Annotated in this window: 21 protein-coding genes and 1 pseudogene; 8 read left to right on the forward strand and 14 right to left on the reverse strand. The window is 66.1% G+C overall.

The features are described from left to right. Positions 1-77: 77 nt before the first annotated feature. Positions 78-200, reverse strand: coding sequence for a hypothetical protein (locus ACZ79I_RS17115; RefSeq protein ID WP_471498321.1), 123 nt, complete (start codon positions 198-200; stop codon positions 78-80). A 202-nt stretch (positions 201-402) separates the two neighbouring features. Here ACZ79I_RS17115 and ACZ79I_RS17120 point away from each other — a divergent pair, with 202 nt between their 5' ends. From ACZ79I_RS17120 to ACZ79I_RS17130, 3 genes are read left to right on the forward strand one after another with little or no spacing between them, the layout of a single operon-like run. Then, positions 403-1278 (forward strand): SMODS domain-containing nucleotidyltransferase, encoded by an 876-nt coding sequence (locus tag ACZ79I_RS17120; RefSeq protein ID WP_471498323.1) that lies wholly within the window; start codon positions 403-405, stop codon positions 1276-1278. Beyond that, the gene (locus ACZ79I_RS17125) at positions 1271-1789 is read left to right on the forward strand and encodes an SLATT domain-containing protein (RefSeq protein ID WP_471498324.1); all 519 of its coding nucleotides are present in this window, start codon (positions 1271-1273) and stop codon (positions 1787-1789) included. The genes ACZ79I_RS17120 and ACZ79I_RS17125 overlap by 8 nt, the downstream gene beginning before the upstream one ends. 10 nt (positions 1790-1799) lie before the next feature. Further along, entirely contained in the window at positions 1800-3527 is a 1728-nt protein-coding gene (locus ACZ79I_RS17130) for a hypothetical protein (protein WP_471498326.1), read from the forward strand. Here the strand turns inward: ACZ79I_RS17130 and ACZ79I_RS17135 are convergent. From ACZ79I_RS17135 to ACZ79I_RS17185, 11 genes are all read right to left on the reverse strand, one after another. Then, a complete protein-coding gene (locus ACZ79I_RS17135) occupies positions 3524-6910 on the reverse strand; it encodes an NACHT domain-containing protein (RefSeq protein ID WP_471498328.1) in 3387 nt (1128 codons plus the stop codon). The genes ACZ79I_RS17130 and ACZ79I_RS17135 overlap by 4 nt on opposite strands. 614 nt (positions 6911-7524) lie before the next feature. Beyond that, on the reverse strand, positions 7525-8682 hold the full coding sequence (locus ACZ79I_RS17140; protein WP_471498330.1) for a tyrosine-type recombinase/integrase: 1158 nt from the start codon (positions 8680-8682) through the stop codon (positions 7525-7527). Beyond that, positions 8682-8894 carry a helix-turn-helix domain-containing protein gene (locus ACZ79I_RS17145; protein WP_471498332.1) on the reverse strand — a complete coding sequence of 71 codons (213 nt, stop codon included), beginning with the start codon at positions 8892-8894 and terminating at the stop codon, positions 8682-8684. Before ACZ79I_RS17145 ends, ACZ79I_RS17140 begins: the two co-directional genes overlap by 1 nt. Beyond that, complete coding sequence (locus ACZ79I_RS17150) at positions 8887-10203, reverse strand: replication initiator (RefSeq protein ID WP_471498334.1); 1317 nt, start codon at positions 10201-10203, stop codon at positions 8887-8889. The genes ACZ79I_RS17145 and ACZ79I_RS17150 overlap by 8 nt, the downstream gene beginning before the upstream one ends. Before the next feature lie 139 nt (positions 10204-10342). Next, positions 10343-10588: a SpdD protein gene (locus tag ACZ79I_RS17155; RefSeq protein WP_471505021.1), complete on the reverse strand. Its 246-nt coding sequence runs from the start codon at positions 10586-10588 to the stop codon at positions 10343-10345. Between the two features lie 25 nt (positions 10589-10613). Beyond that, positions 10614-10808 carry a hypothetical protein gene (locus ACZ79I_RS17160; RefSeq protein WP_471498336.1) on the reverse strand — a complete coding sequence of 65 codons (195 nt, stop codon included), beginning with the start codon at positions 10806-10808 and terminating at the stop codon, positions 10614-10616. Between the two features lie 13 nt (positions 10809-10821). After that, entirely contained in the window at positions 10822-11013 is a 192-nt protein-coding gene (locus ACZ79I_RS17165) for a mobile element transfer protein (RefSeq protein WP_471498338.1), read from the reverse strand. 11 nt (positions 11014-11024) lie between these two features. Further along, positions 11025-11651: a DUF2637 domain-containing protein gene (locus tag ACZ79I_RS17170; RefSeq protein ID WP_471498339.1), complete on the reverse strand. Its 627-nt coding sequence runs from the start codon at positions 11649-11651 to the stop codon at positions 11025-11027. Positions 11652-11739: 88 nt separating this feature from the next. Then, the gene (locus ACZ79I_RS17175) at positions 11740-13116 is read right to left on the reverse strand and encodes an FtsK/SpoIIIE domain-containing protein (protein WP_471498341.1); all 1377 of its coding nucleotides are present in this window, start codon (positions 13114-13116) and stop codon (positions 11740-11742) included. Then, a complete protein-coding gene (locus ACZ79I_RS17180; RefSeq protein WP_471498343.1) occupies positions 13116-13472 on the reverse strand; it encodes an SCO3933 family regulatory protein in 357 nt (118 codons plus the stop codon). Before ACZ79I_RS17180 ends, ACZ79I_RS17175 begins: the two co-directional genes overlap by 1 nt. Positions 13473-13640: 168 nt before the next feature. Continuing rightward, the gene (locus tag ACZ79I_RS17185; protein ID WP_471498345.1) at positions 13641-14429 is read right to left on the reverse strand and encodes a GntR family transcriptional regulator; all 789 of its coding nucleotides are present in this window, start codon (positions 14427-14429) and stop codon (positions 13641-13643) included. Positions 14430-14536: 107 nt separating this feature from the next. Here ACZ79I_RS17185 and ACZ79I_RS17190 point away from each other — a divergent pair, with 107 nt between their 5' ends. Genes ACZ79I_RS17190 through ACZ79I_RS17210 form a run of 5 tightly spaced genes read left to right on the forward strand, consistent with a single transcriptional unit; the run spans position 14537 to position 16610 of the window. Continuing rightward, complete coding sequence (locus ACZ79I_RS17190) at positions 14537-14944, forward strand: NUDIX hydrolase (RefSeq protein ID WP_471498347.1); 408 nt, start codon at positions 14537-14539, stop codon at positions 14942-14944. 46 nt (positions 14945-14990) lie between these two features. Further along, positions 14991-15419: an ATP-binding protein gene (locus ACZ79I_RS17195; protein WP_471498348.1), complete on the forward strand. Its 429-nt coding sequence runs from the start codon at positions 14991-14993 to the stop codon at positions 15417-15419. Continuing rightward, positions 15413-15760, forward strand: coding sequence for a hypothetical protein (locus ACZ79I_RS17200; protein ID WP_471498350.1), 348 nt, complete (start codon positions 15413-15415; stop codon positions 15758-15760). The genes ACZ79I_RS17195 and ACZ79I_RS17200 overlap by 7 nt, the downstream gene beginning before the upstream one ends. Continuing rightward, positions 15757-16167, forward strand: coding sequence for a hypothetical protein (locus tag ACZ79I_RS17205; protein WP_471498352.1), 411 nt, complete (start codon positions 15757-15759; stop codon positions 16165-16167). Before ACZ79I_RS17200 ends, ACZ79I_RS17205 begins: the two co-directional genes overlap by 4 nt. Further along, positions 16167-16610 (forward strand): hypothetical protein, encoded by a 444-nt coding sequence (locus ACZ79I_RS17210; protein ID WP_471505024.1) that lies wholly within the window; start codon positions 16167-16169, stop codon positions 16608-16610. The genes ACZ79I_RS17205 and ACZ79I_RS17210 overlap by 1 nt, the downstream gene beginning before the upstream one ends. 40 nt (positions 16611-16650) lie before the next feature. On the opposite strand, the gene ACZ79I_RS17215 is transcribed toward ACZ79I_RS17210, so the two are convergent. Both ACZ79I_RS17215 and ACZ79I_RS17220 read right to left on the reverse strand, forming a co-directional pair. Then, entirely contained in the window at positions 16651-17355 is a 705-nt protein-coding gene (locus ACZ79I_RS17215) for a hypothetical protein (protein ID WP_471498353.1), read from the reverse strand. 62 nt (positions 17356-17417) lie between these two features. Continuing rightward, a pseudogene (locus ACZ79I_RS17220) lies at positions 17418-18474 on the reverse strand (IS481 family transposase); the annotation flags it as partial. Positions 18475-18873: the final 399 nt, after the last annotated feature.

The raw sequence follows: 18873 nt of genomic DNA on the forward strand, positions 1-18873 counted from the left end.
ACCTCAGGAAAGAATGACGCCGGGCAACTCGGCGCCCACTCGCCGACGACGCGATGGGTCCTGTAGCACCCACAGCGTTAGCACGGCGATGCGGCGCCGAGGCCGAGCTTGAAGAACCCGCCATTGAGGAGAACCACGGCCGCCTCCGTGCCCTCGGTCTTCTTGTCGAGGTCGTCTACCTTGACGCTCTTGGTGGCCATGAGTGGTCCTTCGTGTTGAAACTGACCTCCTATTGGTCGTCGCATCAGGTTAGATTTTGTATGCAAGCACTAGCTTTTTGACTACTTGTGATCGTATCTTGCTGTCGCGCGACGTGTGCGGTACTGCTGTGGCTCGGGATCATCAGTTCGATGGCCTCACAGCTTCCGTTCTTGTACAGCAGGAGAGGGGTCGGATTCCGACATGGCTACCACCGTTACCACCGCGTTCAACACACTTGTTGGCAACCTGACACGCTCGCCCGGGGAGACTTCCTCGATGGCTAGCCACCGCGAAAGCGTCGGCAATAAACTGAAAAGCTCATTCGGGGTCAGCAACTTCTTCGGAACCGGCTCAAACAGCAACGGAACGAGCGTGCGTTATTGGAGCGACGTCGACTACTTTGCCTCCATCCCCGCGGCAGCTCAGCAGAACGATTCGGCTTACATGCTGACCAAGATTCGCGACGCACTCAAAGACCGATTCCCCAACACGACGATCCGAGTGTCCACTCCGGCCGTCGTGTGTGAATTTGGCACGGATGGCGCTGAGAAACTCGAAGTCGTCCCGGCCTACTACGTTGGCCGGGACAGCACCGACAGCTATAACATCTACAAGATTCCCCAGCTCGGCGGCGGCTGGGTTAATTCCGGCCCGAGTGTGCACAACAAGTACGTCACCGACGTCAATACCGCACTCAGCGGAAAAGCTAAACAGCTCATCCGGCTCATTAAGGCCATAAAATACTACAACAATATTCCTGTTACGTCGTTCTATCTGGAGTTGCGAGTCGCCAAATGGGCTTCCGGGGAAGCCTACATCGACTACAAGTACGACGTTCGAGATGTACTAAAGCACCTTGTCGATTGCGAGTTGGCTCAGATGGTCGACCCTAAAGGCATCTCTGGCTATGTGCCGGCCGCGCACACTGAAAACTATCGGCAGGATGCCCTATCTAAGTTCACCACCGCTCTGGGGCGAGCCCGCAAGGCGATGGCCGCCGAGAGCGACGGCGACATCAAGGAGGCGTTCGAGTGGTGGGATAAGGTGTTCAACGGGAGGTTCCCGGCGTATGGATAATCAGCAGCGCGATCAGCTGTCTAACGAGGCCAAGCGCATAGAAGAGTCCGCTTTGTGGAGCGGCCAGGGACAATTCGAGCAGGCCAAGATTTGGCGGGGGACGAACCTAAGCTTGGGCACTCCCGCCACCGCCCTGGCTGCTATCGCGGGGGCCGCCACCCTGGCTTCCACTGCGGGTCGCTACTGGGCAGCTGTAGCCGCTTTGTCAGCAGCGGCACTTAGCGCTGTGATGACCTCACTTGGGCTTGCCCGCCGCATCGAGCAAGCCCAAACTGCGGCCAACGCCTACCTGGCCCTCCAGCAAGATGCTCGCGTGTTTTATGACATTGACCTGCCAACCATGGAGTATGACGAGGCGCGAGCCGCGCTGGGCGAACTAATTGCACGGCAGCAAGAGGTAAATAAGTCAGCACCCATCCCCACGAAGCGCGCGTATAGACGTGCTCGCAAAAACATTGAGGGCGGGGGCCAAAGTTATAACGTGGATGAGGACGAACCGACGCCGCGCTAAGGATCACTTTATGACCCCAAGAGAAACCCCCTCACCCGGCTCGTCACTCGCTCTGCTAGCTCTTCCCTTTTCTTTCACTCAGCAGGATCACCTCCTGGGCTCTGATGATCTGATCAAAGAGGCTAAAGTTCGAGGCTCCAGCGTCGACTTGACCCTCCTCCAGGAGCTACACAACAGGCGGCTACTTCTTCCGCTCTTCCGTGTGAGCGATACCGCTTCGGAAGGTCGGCGGATCAATGTCCCCGCTGGAATTCTTGCAATTAATGTAAGGGGCTGGGTACTTAAGGCAGCGCTGGAGGGACGGGCGCGAGACTCTCGCGAAGAGGGCTACTCTGCAAACTGGCCCTACGTACGGCCCGCCGACCAGGACCCACGCGGATGGTGGAATGGTTTCGCATATTCATACTGGCAACTGCTGGACCTCGCGGATGCGCTGAACGAGCTTAAGTTCATTGAGCTTGGTTTCCTGCATGACTATCGCGCTAGCGTATTGCGCAGGCGAGCACGTACACAGGCTCTAGTAGCGCTGTCACCCCGGTACTTGCCGGGCATCCTCGGGACCGTCAACATCCCGCCCGGCACTTCCGAAGACGACCTGTGGCGGTTTCGGTCATCATCTGACGTTTCTGGGCTACTTAAGATCGCAGGCTTCCCTGAAGCCGGCTTGCTGAAGGAAGCGGAACGGCTTCTAGCCGTGGCGCGCATGAAAGACCCGATGAAGTCGTGGCTTCCGTTGCTGCGCCATGCGGGCTACAAGGGGGGATGGTCTGAGCTCAGAGGCGCACCACTCGACTTTATGTGGTACCGGATCGCTGCTGAGATCCTTCTGCGAGCCCATGAGGATCTAGCAGCAGCGGGTCAACTTGAGCCATTGCCCGATATTTCAGGGTGGAATTCTTGGACGGCTTTGCATGATCGTCTGACTCCTCGACAGGATAACGCTGATTCCCTTGAACGAGCACTTGGCTCTTTTGGCCTCTCTCCTCACCCGCGAGTCCTGCTATTGGTTGAAGGGGAAACCGAACTCCATCAGCTGTCCCGACTCCTTGCGGAGTTTGGCCTAACTCAGCCACATCACGTACGCGTTCAACGCACCAAGGGATCTAAGGTGAATCCCCAGCTCATCGCGCGTTACAACATCGCGCCCCGCATCGGTAGGCGCATAAACGATCGATGGCTACTGGACGCCACCCCCACAGTTCTCGTAATTGCAATGGATGCCGAGAATAAATGGGAAACGGCTGAGAAGCGCACTGCCGAGAGAGATGCCCTTCAGGGGGCGATCCGTGAAGAGGTTCAGTGGCAAGGCGCGGACATCGGCCAAGATGAGCTGGACTTTCTGGTCCGTATCCACGTCTGGGGCTCAGACAAGTACGAGCTTGCCAACTTCTCCGACGACGAACTGATCCCCCAGATCAGAATCATTGCCGAGCGCAAGCACGGCACACTTCCTGAAACTTGGAATCAGGATATACGGAACCACCTCCAGGAGGCTCGAAAAGACCATCTTGACATCAAGGTTCCTTTGGGCAGGATGCGACTTGGCGACCCGAAGGTTGAGCTTGCTGAACTGCTGTGGCCTGTCCTTCTAGCAAAGTGCGAGCAAGAGTTGACCGAAGGCACGATCATCACGCCGGTACTGAAAGTCGTTCAGGAGGTGCGGGAGCTCGTAGCACGACTATCAGGCAGCGGATATTCCCTGCCCGTCCCGAATGGCTGGCAGGACGATCCTTCTTAGTCTGCAAGGCGAGGTTTCGGACGTGGATGACGTTGAGTACAGCACTCCGCTGCGTGGGGCATGACGATATCGCAGTGGATGCAGGTCCATTGTCGTGCTGGAGTGGCCAGGGCTGTTTCAAGCGCGGAGGTATCGGCGGGCGACACGTTCCGCAGAAAGCGGGCAGCCTCTTCTCGGACGAGCAGGTCGGGATCGGCTAGGAGGTCCTCGGCATCACGATGGCGTTGAGCGTCGGCAAGGGTGCGAGCGCGGACGCGGGCAGCTCCGGCTCTAATTGAAGGATCTTGAATAGGCAAGGCGAGGTCGGACCAGCGGTAGGCGAGCAGAGTCGCCGTGCTCAGACGAGTCTGCGCCGTCAGCGTGGGCAGTTCTGCAAGCACCCGTTCGGCAAATTGCAATTCTAGTGCGGCAGCGCTGGCTGCGAGGCGCAAGGCTAGCTGGACGAGCCAGGGGTTTCCCCCTTTAAGGGCCTGCAGAACAATGTCGACTTCAAGGGTGTCAAGGGCCAGCGGTGTGCTGTCGGGAGTTCGGGTACTGGGGAGGTACAGCAAGCCCCAGTCGGGATGTCGGGGGCGTTCATCGCGCAGACTGCGCAGTTGCGCACTGATGAGAGCGATGTCCTGGCCGCTGGCCTCTAGCACGATACGGCAGATGTCTTCCGTCAAGTTCCGCTGCTGCTGAACGGCATATGAGGGAGTCATAGCAGCCTGCTCTGCCATGTCAAGAGCGTCAATGAAGGCTGCGGCGGCGTCCAAGTGCCAGGCTTGAGCCGGGGTGAGGCGGACGGGGGTGTTGTCGAGCTCTGCGAAGAGTTCGAAGGGTGCCGCGACAGATTGGAAAGAGTCCGCAAACGATCGGAGGACATCTGCGGCCCCCCACCGTGCTGAAAGCGCACGAAGAAGATCGTGGCGGCCCAACTGAGGCAGCTCGGTCTGGATCCACTCGACGGTGTTGACGCTGGCGTGATGAGTAGCGTCAATGAAAGTGGAGCTCATCTGCGGCCGTTGCGGCAGAAGGTGGATGACAGCAGCACGAACAAGCGCATCAAGGCCGGCAGGAATTTCCGGGGGGCCGTCTGGCTCCGCTCCGGCAGCCAGAAGGGCCGCCTCCAGCGTCTCCAGTTCGCTGTCGGTGAGCGCTGTGGCTCGTTGGCGGGCTTGGCGCACGGCACACAGTGCAGTGATAACAGCCTTTTGTCTAGACCCCATTCTTCCTGCAGCAATGATCAGTTGCTCTGTTTGTGCTGCATCGAGGTCGTCTTCAGCGAGGCGGGCCGCGAGTTCGGCGCGGGGCGAGCGCCCCCGGCTGAAATTGAATGCCCCAGGTGAAGGATCTGGGTAGTGCTCTGGGACGGTTTCCAGGCGAGCTAGTTGGGCCTGCCGGTAGGCGTACAAGGCCGTATCTTCGAAAACCGCTCCGTCAACGACGGCGTCGCGGACCAGGTCGAGGAACGGCCCACCATCGTTCAATGCTCGGCTGATGAGAATATGGGCAGCAGTCGGGGACAGGCTCGCGGCGAGCCGCCCGCTCTCTCTGCGCTCCGGGTTCGTCAAGGCATCATCCATCCACGGCCCGATCGACTGCGAATCTCTCAATGCCCATCGGGCGTCGCCGATTTCCGCGAAGAGGCGTGTGCGGGCTGTGAGGGTTCCTTGCGGCGCGTCACTGATGAAGGCGCCTGCTGTTGCGTCCCAGTACTCCAGGATGTGGCGCGCTGCAGCTACCGCCGTGCCCGCTGGTTTTCCCCAGTGCTGTTGGAGGCGGGCGCTGATGGCGTCGCGTGCGTCCTGCCATGACGCGCTACCCGCCGCGGCTACGAGGTGGGCGATGTCGTTGAAGCAGTCCAGTAGGACATCAGGGGTCTGCGGTGCGTCCGTGTCCGGCATTGCTGGAAGGGGGCGGCGCATCTCCCAGCGATGGACACTGCTGTCGATCACCTCAGTGAGCAGAGCGGCCCTGCTCGTGGGTGTGGCTGCTGCTGCGCGTTGCGCGATCCGTAGCACCATCAGCGTGGCTAGCAAGGGTACTTGCCAGAGCGTGGGCTCAGAGATGCGTGATTGCTTGATGCGCCGCGTGCGGTCCGCTATCCACACCTCCGTGTCCTCGCCACGGGCAAACTGGTCGGCCACTGAGTGCAACAGCTGATCGAGGGTCTTGTTGAGATGCATGGGGTCTTGCAGTTCGTAGACGGGCAGGTGGAGCAGCCCGGCCGCCTGAGCCGAGGAGTGTCGAGATGTGACCACCACGTCGAGTTCAGGGGGCAGACGTTCCAGTAGGTCTGCCAGGGCTTCCACTATGGCATCGCGCCGGTCGAGTACCTCATCGAGCGCGTCCAACAGGAGCAGGGCTTGACCGCGCTCAACGTACTCAAGCACCGCGTCCTGTTGCACCGGTTGTGCGGCGCCCACGGCTACTCGCACCAGATCGGCCGCCTCAAGGCGATAGGGGCCCGTCACGGGCAGCAGGGGCAGCAGGTCACGTAGGCGTAGCCACACGGGGAGCGGAGCCCGGTCGGTCGCGGCCCAGCGAGCCGCGATGAGACGTGAGGCAACCGTCTTACCGGACCCGGGTCGGCCGACCAAGAGCAGCCGACCTTGTCGACGCACGATGTCGATCAGTTGGTCACGTCTGTCGTCCGCGACTTCGGCCACCGCTCGTAGGTCGTCCGCCGCCCCGGCAACCGTCATCGACGTCAGTCCCAGACCAAGGTCAGCGAGCGGGAGGACGTCCTGTTCGGCTGCCCACTTGTCCCGGTATCCGATGACGGCCTGGTGGTGAGCTTCCAGGCGCGCGACGGGAACACCGGTGGCGTCGGATACCAGGGGCAAGCGCGCGCTCGTCAGCCAACTGAACCATGCCTGAAGGTCTGAGGAGGCGCGCTGTTCGGCTTGGGTGCGGGCTGCGGCTCGCAGTGCCCGGAAGGCAGCCCGACCATGGCCGGCAGGAACAACTGCCGCGTTCAGGCAAGCAGCCCCCAGGGCTTCGTCCGGCCTATCGTCACGGGCGTCGAGAACGCGGATCTTCGCGGCATCCAGCAGCCGCGAAGTTGCCGAGTCACTAAGGCCGCGATCGGCAGCAAGCCGTTCCAGCCGGTCGAGTTGCCGCGCGGCAGGAGCGGTGAGCGACGCTCCAGCGCGACGAGTAGTCAGCGCGTCGGCCAGGCGTCCGATCGTGGAAGGTGCGTTGGTGACAATGAAAAGCAGTTCGTCTCCGGGGCAGCATTCTCCGGAAGTGATGGCCCTGCACCATTGATCGACGGTGGCCTTGAACGCCTTGTCGGTTCCGGACAACTTGGCCTGAATGAACGCACGTGTGCCGTCACTGAGATCGAGCACGACGTCGTCGACGTGAAGATCCGCTTCCATGCGCAGCGTCGTCGGCACAGAGGAAGACTCCAACCAGGGAACCGCCTCTCCCAGCACCCCGTATGTGACAAGAAGGGCTGCAACACCGGCCCGGTGAGTGGCACCAGCCTCGTTCTTCGCGCCGCCCAGTGCGCCTGGTCTCGCCGCCTGCATTCATCACGCTCCATGGCAGGCGGGAGCCACGTCCGGGACTGCCGGCATGGCCCCCTGATGTTCATCTTTGTGATGCTATGCCGAAGGGGGCCGCCTGGCCTTCCCTTCCAGAGACACGGTGCAGTGAGTGCCGTACTTCAGGCACCTTTCGAGCGCGAGCCTGCCACAACTGGCTGCTGATTCACCGTGGCTGCCCCACCATGGGCAGCCACCGCCGCATGCGTGAGCGATGCGTGAGCGGACGGCGGAGCATGGGGCGTCACGAGCGGGATCAAACATGATGCTGGGTGCTGCTGACCTGGACAAACAGCAGCACCCGGCATAGAAGAACACTGCCGATCAAGGATCCAATCCCACTCCTAAAGCGGGTGTCGCAGGTTCGAATCCTGCCGGGGGCACAACGAGAAGGGCCAGCTCAGGAGGGTTTCCCTCCCAGGCTGGCCCTTCGTCGTGTCCGGGGCCGTGCCACACGCGTGCCACTACGGGCCCGCAGGGTCCTTCTCGACGGGGCCCGAGACCGCTCCCCCACCGCCCCGGATCATGGCACCGAGCCGATCGGCGATGGCCCGGTCTCGGTCGCTGGTCATGTGCTGATAGATCAGCGCGGCGCGCGAGCTGCTGTGGCCCATGCGGGTCATCAGCTCCCGGGTGCTGGCCCCGGCCGTGGAGGCCAGCGTGTTGCCCGTGTGCCGAAGGTCGTGGAAGTGCAGCTCGGCCGTGACGCCCGCAGCCTTCCGTGCCTTGACCCAGTCGTCCCGGAAGTTGCTCCGTCGCAGTTGCCCGCCCTGCGGCCCGACGAAGACGTGACCGTCACGGCCAGGCGCAGCGAACTGCTCCAGGTGACGTGTGACCTCGTCGAGCAGCTCGGTCGGGAAGGAGACCGCGCGCACCCCGGCCGCGGATTTCGGCGCCTTGTCGAAGAGCCGGCCGTTCTGCAATTCGGCCTGTGCACGGCGGACAGTGACGGTCAGTGCCTCCATGTCGATGTCCTTGCGCCGCAGAGCCGCCAGCTCGCCGAAGCGGAGGGTGGTGAAGGCCGCCAGGAGGACGAGCAGCCGATAGCGCGGCCCGATGGCGTCTGCGATGGCGAAGACCTCCGGCACCGTGAGAACCGGCCGCTCGGGCACGTCGTAGCTGTCTGCGCCCTTGATTCGGCACGGGTTCCGCCGGATCAGCTCGTCGTCCACGGCGGTGTTCATCAGGGCCCGCAAGAGTTGGTACGCCTTGACCACCGTCGGCTCACCGATCCCAGCAGCCAGGAGCTTCCCTCGCCAGCTCCGCACGCGAGCAGTGGTGACGTCGGCGACCGACCCTGCGCCGAAGGCCGGAAGGATGTGCAGCCGCATCACGGACTCGTTCCGCTCACGGGTGCGGTCGGCCAGCTTCCGATCCCGCAGCCATGCTGTCGCGTACTCCTCGAAGTTCACCGTCCCGGCATCCGGGTCCGACCACTGCCCGCGCGTGATGTCCGCCTCGATGTGTGCGAGCGCGACTTGGGCATCAGACTTCGTCGGGTAGGTCTTCTCGGCCGGACGCAACTGCCCCGTCTCGGGGTCGCGATAGCGGACCTGCCAGCGGCCGGAGGGGAGCTGACGGACGGATCCGAAACTGCGGCGCTGCCCTTTCCTGTTGGCCATCAGGCAGCCCTCCACAGCGTGGCACCGCGCGGACGGAGCGGCTGGACGGTGTTGGCATCGATGAACGCATCCAACGCACTCTCGGGGATGCGTACGTGCCGACCGACCTTGACGAACGTGATGCGCCGCTCCGCGATGAGGCGGCGGGGGAAGCGCTCAGTGGTGCCGAGAACTTCGGCGACCTGCGCCACGGTGAGGTAGCGGTCAGCCACGAGTGGACTCTCCTTCCGTTCCGGGAGCGGGTTCGATGGATGCGGCAAGCCAGGCTTCGGCGTCCGAGAGGCCGGTTCCGGCGAAGACCCAGTGCGCGAGGACGTACGTGGTGTCGCTTTCGCGCTCGGGTGTTGCGGGGGCGACTTGGGCACGGCGCCAATCCGCACGGGCGTCACGAAGCGCACCGAGGGTGGTGGAGTAGCGGCGGGACTTGGTGGAGAAGTGGCCGCGGAAGCCGAGCATGTGAGCCCAGGCGCGCAGGCGGAGGTGCTCCAGGTCCTTGCGCGCGCCCAGCGTCCACGCGGTCCGGATCAGGTTCCGGGCGTGGTCGCTGATGTCGAGCTGGGCGAGTTCGGCGAGGAACTTCAGCGGCCGGTCGAGAGCTCCCGTGGCGGTCTCGGCGCCCTTGGTCGCGTACTTGGCGATGTACGCGGCCACGGCCCGTTCGGTCAGCTCCTGGCCGCCGTCGAAGTCGGCGCCGCGGATGGTGCGGACGTCGAGCTGACGGCCGAAGGCAAAGGTGTGCGTGCGTCCGTCGATGACCGGTCCGTCCACACGGACCTTGGCCGTAGCGGCGCGGATGGCATCGGTGAGCAGTTCGGCAGTGGCCCAGGCGGGAGGGGGCGTGTCGCCACCGCCGGGGCCGTCGAGGCGGATGACGGCGTGGAAGTGGACCGCACCGCGCTTCTGGTACTCGGCGACCTTGGCGAAGGACACCCGCGCGTGGTCGCGGAACGCGCGCTGGGAGATCCCGGCCCGCTTGGCGACCTCCCGGCGGAGGTAGGTCGAGAAGCGCCGCCAGAGGGCACCGGCGTGCGCGTTCCACAGGACGGCTGCTTCGTAGTCGTAGGTATCCGGGTCCAGTGGGGTGCCGAGGACGGCGTCCTCCTGGTCGTGGACGACGCCGCAGCGGCACGGGCGAACCGTCCCGGCCGGTCCGGAGGGGCGGTTGTGCACACCGCCGAAGCCCGGTGCGGTGAAGGTCGCGAAGACGCGGGGATGGGCGGCGACGCGTTCCGGGATGCCCTTGCCGCCGCGCAGGCCCGCGGTGATGAGCTGGAAGGTGTCGCGGCGGTAGACCTCGGCGCAGGCCGGGCAGCGGGTGGTGCGGCGGTTGTTGCAGCGGACCAAGAGCTGTCCGGCCGGGAGTGCGGACGAGTCGAGTTGCTGGAGGACGCGGCCGATCTCTCCGGTGCGCGTGTTCACGTCGTACTCGGTGCGGTGGCCGTCGAGCCGGATCGGGTGGGTGCAGCCGCCGAGTCCGGCGAGCTGTCGCGCCAGGCCCGGCAGGTTGCCGGCCGAGGCCAATTTTCCGAGTTCGGGGAGCGGGGGTGTGGGGGTGCGGGTGAAGATGGGGCGCTCCTTCTGGCTGGTTCGGTCAGGAGGGATGCGCCCCGGGGCGGCGGATGCTTGGCGGTATCGAGGCCGCCCCGGGGTTCGGTGGCGTTCAGCGGCGGTGGTGTTCGCGGAGCAGAGAGCGCAGGACCACGGCGGCTATGGCCACGGAGACGGCCGTCACGGCGACGGCCGCCAGTAAGGCCGCGAGGACGACTCCACCCACGAGCACGAGGGCAACCGTCTGGGTGTTGACGGACAGCGGCGGAAGCGTCCGGCGCACGGGCGCGGGATCAGCCGGGGCGTGCGTGCGGGTGGACGGCGGAGTCGGGTTGTCGGGGTACTTGGGCAGAAACACGGCGAGCTTCTCCTCATCTACTCGTCTAGTCATGTGTGCCGTTTACGACATCCACGCCGGAGCGCGTGCCGGATTCGATGGCCGGGGCCATGAAGGTGTGCGAGAGCCAGAAGCCGAAGAGCGCGATGACGACGACGATCCAGACGCGGACGCCGAGGAACTTCACCGCGCCCCAGGCGAAGAGGCCGAGGACGAAGACGAGCGGCAGGCTGACGGTCAAGGGGCCTTTCCTTTCAGCGCGCGGGGCAGCGGTGGGTGCGGGCGGCCAGCTCTGCGGCGGCGCGGCTGTCGTAGTCGGCGGAGAAACCGCAGCGCGGAGCCGTGCAGACGGCGGTGTGCTTCTCGCGGCCACGGCCGTCGTACGAGGTGCCGACCTGGACGGGGCCGACGCGGATGACGGCGCGGAAGCGGCGATCGGGAGTCACGGGATCTCCTCTCAGAGGTGGGCGGCGATGGCGTCGGCCACGGGCGCGGGAACGCCGAGCCGGGCGCGCAGGGTCGGGGTGTCGATGGGTGTTCCGGTGCGGTTGCGGTGTTCGTCGGCGACCTTGCGGGCGTGTTCGACGAGCGCGGTCGGGACGGGCACGGCGGGGCGCTCGGGTGGTGCCTCGATGGCGGCCGGTTGTGCAGGCGGTTCGGGCGATGGTTCGTGCACGTCCTCCTGGCCTCCGATGTCCTCCTCGGCGACATGGGCGGTTGTCGGCGCCGAGTGCGCGAGGAGCGTTCCGCCGAGGAAGGCGACCGCGGGCCAGCCCGCGACGAGGATGCGCAGCCAAGCCGGCACCTGGTTCATGTCGAGGAGCCCGGCCGTGGCGACGTTCGCGCCGAGGGACGCAACGAGCGCGATCACGAACCAGCACCACCCGGCCGCTTTCGCCTCGCCGGAGCGCAGTCGGCGCCAGGCGGCGACGAGCAGCAGGTCGACCGAGATGGGATAGGCCCACGCCTTCCAACCGTCCTGCCCGGCCGCCGAAGCGATGTCGTGCAGATGGGCGAAGGACAGCGCTGCGGCAATGACCGCCTGGACAAGCACCGCGTCAACGCGGGCCAGTTGGACGCGCACGATGCGGCTCCTTCCGGAATTCAGGCATGGCAGGGGTAGGGACGTGGCGTGAGGCGGTCACGCCGACCGAGGTGAGGGACGGGGAAAGTCAGCCGGTCACCGGGTGCGGCCGGACGGCCGGAGGCACTGCCTCAACCGGTCGTACGGGCACGTCGGGCCGGAACCGCTTGAGGGCGGGCACGTCGGGCACCAGGTCGGCCGAGTCCCGGCAGATCCCGGCAGCGTCGCCAAGGGAGAGGTACGGCGTCCGGATGCGGGACCAGCCGCCGGAGGTGTCACCGACGACGGCCAGACCGGGGCGCTCTGGGGCGATGGCGCAGGCGGCGGACACGGCCTCGGGGGCGATGTCGCCGAGCGCCATCTTGGCCGACGCCTCATCGTTCACGCGGTGGCAGACGCGGCCGGTCAACTGGGCCCGGAGCATCGTTGCGCCCTTGCCCAGTTCGGCCCCGAAGCGCTGCCCGCAGACCTCGAGGTAGATGCCAGCGGCGCGACCGAGCTGGGCGAGGCGGATGAGCTGGGTGACCATCTCGTCTCGCCGTTCCTCCTCCTTGCGCGTGGCGACGAGGAACAGTTCGGCCACCTCGTCGACGAACAGCACGATCGGCACCGGGCGTTCACTCGCGGGCAGTCCCCAGACATCCGAGGTGATCTCCTCCTCGGGGGTGTCCGGTGCGATGCCCTGACGCGCCTTGATCAGGTCGTATCGGTCCTCCATCTCCTTCACGAGCACGGGCAGCAGCTCCGCCGCCTGGACAGGATCGGTCGCCAGGGCCGAGAGCCGCGGAGCGAACGGCGCCAGCTCCACACCCCGCTTGCAGTCGACGCCGACCAGGGCGACAGGCTGCGGAGCGAGTCCGGCAACCAGGTGCCGCAGGTACATGGACTTGCCCGACAGCGTCGCCCCGAGCGTCAGTTGATGCGGGATCATCCGGTAGTCGCGCACGAAGGACGTGGCATCCTCCCGCAGCGCCACCGGCACCTTGAGGAACCCTCCCTCGACCTTGCGCGGCATCCGGACCTTCCGCAGGACGTCGAAGCCGATGAGCCGCAGTTCGACCACGCCCGGCTTGAGGGTCGTCACGTAGACGGCGTGAACTCCCCAGGCGTGCCGCAGCCGTTCAGCCGAGGCTGCGATATCGGCCGGTTCCTGTCCCGGCGCGAGCCGCAGACGAAGCCGCAGCCCGGTCGACGTGGGCCGGATGATCCCCCGGCGCGGCGGAACGGGACGGACCTCACGGCGGGTGGTGGCCTTGACCGCCCATGCCCGCAGCCGGGACGGCGCCACGGTCAGCCCGCACGCCTCCATGACCGAGCCGTACGAGCTGAGCAGCCGGACCGTGGATATCGGCAAGCCGACCGTGGACCAGTAGACGCCCGGGTGTCGGGCCCGGGCGTAGGCGGCCCCACCGCCGAGCGCGGCGAGGGGCCCACCCACCTCCAAGAGCGTCGTCAGGTCCGTCATCAGGCAGCGGCCCCCGAGGCAACCGGAAAAGCGCCGGGGGTCACGGCAGCGGCGCGGTAGGCGATGCCGTGGCGCTGCTGCCCGTTGAAAACGCTCTCCCACGGCCGGGCCACGAGCCCCGGCAGCGACACCGGCGCCCCGAGGGCGAGCCCCTCGGAGATCCCACCCTCCGGAACGGTGACCTTGATCAGCGACGACTCGCCGTCCTCGATGTACACGACGCCGATCGTCATGAGCGCCTCACCGCTGACGGCGTCCTTGGCGATCTCGCCCGTCTGCCGGTCGCGGACCTTGGGCTCGGGGGCCTCGGTCAGCAGGATCGTTGCGCCCGAGGTCTCCACACGGATGGTGCGCAAGGCACACTCCCATCTACTCGTCTATACATGATGCGCCCTACGATCCCGGACTCCGGGATCGTAGGGCGCACCTTGCCACACAACTTGCCCACTCGTCTATACGAGTAAGCGTGTCGGGGTGTACGAGTTCGGGAGATTGCGGCCCGCGCACCACCGTCGCTCACGCGATCACGTCGCTGGAAGCTGGTACGACAGGACGTACGCGTCCGCCGCCATCACCGTGTCGCAGACCTCCACGGGTCGCCCCTCGGTGTCGTAGGCGGTGCGGATCAGATGGATCACGGGCACACCTGCGGCCAGCCGGAGCGTCTTCACCTCGGCAGGCGAGGGCATCCGGGCCCGGATCTCCTCCTCGAAGTGGTCGAGGCGATGACCCAGCTCCTCAAGCCGGGCGTAGATACCGCCGGGGCCGGGGTTGGGCTCGGAAATGGGGGTCCCCCGCGCGATGTCGAGCGGGAGATATGACGTGGCGAACTCGACCGGCCGCCCGTCGAGGAGATACCGGCGCCGACGGGCCAGCACCCGCCGCACGGATCCGAGCCGGGCGGAGACGTCCTGGCTGGCCTTCTCCTCCTTGACCTCCAGGCTATCGACCTGGGGGTGGCTGCCGGCCGCGTCCGCCTCCACGATGAACGCGGACTTCCCCTGCTCCCTGTGCCGCCGGGCGAACCGGTCCGAGGCGAGTCGGCGCACAGGGGGGCGCGGGCGCACGAACACGCCCTTGCCGTGTTCGGCGTGCACCAAGCCCTCACCCTGGAGGATGGAAAACGAGTTCCGCACCGTCATACGGGAGACCCCGTAGTGCTCGACAAGATCGGACTCGGAGGGGAGCTTGTCGCCTTCCTTGAACCGCCCGCGGTCGATGGCCTCGCGCAGCTGGTCGGCGATCTGCCGGAAGACCGCACGATCGCTCGTGGGATCGAGATCACCGAGCAGGCCGGAAGGGAGAGGGCTCACAGGTACTCCTTTAGGTATCTAGACGAGTGGCCGAGTTTTGTTGCTACGGTGGAGAGCCTAGCCAGCCGAGAGGGCCGAGGAACGTGTGTACCGACCGTCCGCACTCCGTGAGCGTTGCCGGAGTCGTCGTCGACGACCAGGGCCGGGCTCTCCTGATCCAGCGCCGTGACAACGGCCACTGGGAACCGCCGGGCGGCGTCCTCGAACGCGAGGAGACCATCCCCGAAGCCCTCCAGCGCGAAGTGCTCGAAGAGACCGGAATCAAGATCGCGCTTCCCGCGACCCTGACCGGCGTCTACAAGAACATGAAGGGCTTCATCGTCTCGCTGGTCTTCCGCTGCGAGGCCGCCGACGGCACACCCACCACCGGAAACGAGACCCGCGCACTGCGCTGGGCCACCCGTGAAGAAGTCACCGAGCTTGCCGACGAGGCGTATGCGATCCGCGTCCTGGACGCACTCGACGCGGCGTCTCCGCCCGCCATCCGCGCCCACGACGGCGTGAAACTCGTCTAGCCCGAACCCGCTGCACATGGCGGCCAATCAGCACGAAGGAACTTGTATGCACGAGTATACGAGCGAAATTCGGACTTGGGGACTCACTTGCCCAGGTTTTCCGGAAGAGGTCAGCCGGGCCCGCCGCTGGACGCGCGACATCCTCCGAGGCTCACCCCTGGCCGAGGACGCCGAGTTGATCGTCAGCGAGCTGAGCGCGAACGCGATCCTCCACACGGCCAGCGGCCGGGAGGCCGGTCGCTTCCACCTGGCACTGGCGGTCTCCCCCCAAGTAGTCGCCCTGTCCATCACGGACGACGGCGGCACGGACTCCGCCCCGAAGGTCGAGTATCCGGGAGAGGACGCGGTGCACGGCAGAGGCTTAGGAATGGTCAGCGCGATCGCCCATCGGGTTGTCGTCCACGACAGCCACGGCGGCCACACGGTCACCGCAGAACTCTTCGCACAGCCCAGCCGAGGGGAACGCCCGTGGTGACGTCGGCCCTCGCTGACGACTTACGTCCGGACGAGCAGTACGCCTCATATCAGTGCTGGGCCGCCGCCTACCCCCTGCACGAGGTCCGCTCGATCCCACTGGGATCACACGACGCCAGGAGCCCCCGCCTCGCGCTGCGTTGGCTTCGGGAACGCACGAGCCATATCACCGACCAACTCGACGCCGCATACGCCCGGCCGGGCCGCCACTGGCTCACCGACGAACCCGAGCACGAACGGGCCCTCGCCTACCTGGCCACGGGAACGGCCTACCAACTCACCCTGCACGACGAGAACACCCGCTACGTACTCGTGGCCTACCCCCGAGGAGCAGCATCGTGAACGGGCTCGCCCGCGGCTACTGGTGCGAGTGCTGGACCCAGGACCTCACCGAGGAGGCACGGCCGGCACTCCTGGCATCCTTCGATGCGTACTCGGCGCCCCAGGCCGACAGATGGGTCGCGGTCGCACTCCGCACCATCTCACCAGGGCTCGACCCAGACGCCTCCGACGAGGCATGGACCTGGCTGTACGACGGCCGCACCGAGACGAGGCGAGCCCTCCTACGCGCCGAGCCCTGCACCGTGTCCATCACTCACGCCAGCACCCGCGTGACATGGACCATCCGACCGGTTCTCTTCCTGCCACTCGCACACCGCCAGGGCGCCGAACTTCCAGTCTGTGCACACGAATTCAAGGCCCATGCACGGCCTTCAACAGCAGACGCCCCCAGTAAGGTGCTCGCGTGATGGAGACGGACGGGACGAAGCGCACGCCCAAGCAACTCGGGGAGTTCACGGATGTGTACGGCTTCCTGGAGGAAGTGAGGCTCCGTCCGGGCATGTGGGTCCGTCGTAGTTCCCTGCAGCACCTGGAGTCCATGCTCACCGGCTACCGCGTTGCCCTAGGGGTACACGACATCGCGGAGCCGTTCGACTTCTGGAACCCCGGCACTCAAGGCCGCTTCTCCGAGTGGCTGTGGCAACGACTAGGTCGCCATTCCGCCCTCGGTTGGGCAACAGAGATCGAGCGTGAGGCGGAGCGAGCCGGCAAACCCGCCATGGAGGTGTTCTTCGAGCTCCTGGACGAGTTCCGCGCCACCGACCGTCAACTCCGGGACGAGCAAGAGCACGAGGGTCCCACTTCGGCGGAGGCCCAACATGCCCGCGCTTCAGTGTCTAGTCCCAGGTGATGTTTGACGTTCTGGTCCCAGCTGTTGCTTGACGGTGGGCCTAGACAACATCGGAAACCTTGTGGGGCTTGTTCGCCTTCACGTGGCGTACGGGTATGTCGGTCGTGCGCCGGATGACGCGGATCTGACCGTCCAGCTCGACGCTGATCGTCGCGTCCGACACGTGGACGGTCACGGTCTGGCCTGCGTAGGGGCGGCCGAGGGAGACGACCTGGCGGCAGACCATGACAGTGCCTACCGCGCTGACCCGCCGCTGGACCCGCACGGGCTCGACGCTCGGCCGCGGCGGCGGTCCGGCCGGACGCAGGCCCCGCAGCCTTCGGACTTCCTCGCTGGTCAGCGGGTTGGGCCGCACCCGCAGCAGTTCCCGCGAGGACAGGTCGAAGAACGACAGTGTCTCGTCGTCGATACGGACGCCCACCTGGCGGCCGCCCAGGATCTCCGCCGCCAGGACCTGGTGCCCGCCCAGACCGACCAGGCCGCTGTTGTTCACCACCCGGTCCACCTCGAACGCCGCCCCGTCACCGCCCGGCAGCGGGGCCGGCCCCGCCAGACGTCCGCCCCGGGCAGCCAGCCGTCCCAGATCCGCCACCGACAGGTGTGACCGCACGGTCTTGATCCGCGCCCCGGCGATCAGCAGATGGATCACCTGCGTGTCGGCCCAGAACGTCACCGTCAGCCCCGAGCGAGCCGGACCCAGCCAGAACTGCTTGCCCGCGACCTGCAGATTCCCACTCGCAGGCACCACCCGCTCGAACTCCACAGGCCCGCCCTGCTCGACTGGCACCACTGCAGGCACCTCAGGCAGGGCGGCAGGAACCTCGGAGGCTTCGGTCGAAGCCGGCTCCGGGTCTGCTGGGGGTGTCCGCTGCTGCGGCACCAGCGCCAGCACTCCAGGGATCTTCAGGCCCAGGACGTCCCGCTCCTCCTCGGCAACCGGGCCGAACCGGTCTCCCGGAGACTGCATCTCCAGCGCCTGATGCGGCCGCGAGGAGTTGTACTCCTCCACCCACGCATCCAGTGCCGCCTGAGCCGCCTCGATGCTCTCGAAAGCCCCGCAGTCGTCGAGGAGTTCGCGCCGCAGCGTCTGATGGAACCGCTCGACCTTGCCCGTGGTGGTCGGCGAGGCCGGCTGGGTAAGGCGGTGCGCGATCCCGTTCTCCCGGCAGATCCGGTCGAACAGCACCTCACCGCCCTGCCCGAACCGGTCGGTGAACTGCTTGCCGTTGTCGGTCAGCACCTCCTCCACCACCCCGAACCTCTGCAAGGCACGGACGAACGCCGTGCAGACCGCCCGCCCCGTCGCCCGCTCGACCACCGACGCGATCACGCAGTACCGGGAATGGTCGTCCACCCCGGTCACGACCTTCGCCTCGGTCAGCTCGCCCGTCACCGGGTCGACCAGCATCACGCCGCCGACGATGTCCATCTGCCACAACTGCATCGGACGGTCCCGCTGCCAGCGCTTGTAATCCGACCGCTTCCGGCGCCGCACCCCCGGCTCCACCAGCCCGTGACGGACCAGGATCCGATACACGGTCATCCGCGACGGCACCGGGCTCACCGCCCCGGACCGCTCCAGCACATGGGCGATCCGCCGCGGACCCCACCTCGGGTGCTTGCGCCGCAGCTCACACACGGCCGCTTCGACCTCCGCCGAGGCCTGATGCGGACACGACGCCGGCCTGCGCGAACGGTCCGCCAACCCCGCCAGGCCGGCAGCCTCATACCGTGACTTCCAGCCGCTGACCGTCTGCCGCGACACCCCAAGCGACGCGGCGACCTCCGTCACCGTCGCACCCGCCAGCACCGCAAGGACAGCCCGGTATCTCTGCTCGACAACCGACAACTCCACCAGCGCCAATCCCGGCCTCCCGCCACACGCCGCAACGACGCGCACAGAAAAGCCGAACACGGCCACTGTCAACCATCAGCTGGGACCGAAGTGTCAAGCATCTCCCGGGATCGGACAAAGCCCGCGCTTCAGACTGAGTTACAACTTTCTCTACGGGTTCAAGGCGGCTCGCTCCGCTCACCGCGCGCGGCCCGGCCCCCGGCCGGGCCTGCGCTCCTGTCTCCGCCCCGCTCCAGCCCGGCCGGCGCCCGTGCCGCGCACAGAGCAATCAGCCACCTGATGTCAGAGAAGGGGTACGTCGTGGCTGGGGCGGTCGGCTCCACGGCTTTAGGCAGCCACTTTGGCGCGAGCCTCGAAGATCATGGCCCCAACGTCGTGCTTTAGCGGGCAGGTCCACAGACTGCCCGA

The sequence above is a fragment of the Streptomyces sp. PSU-S4-23 genome, from assembly GCF_055632315.1.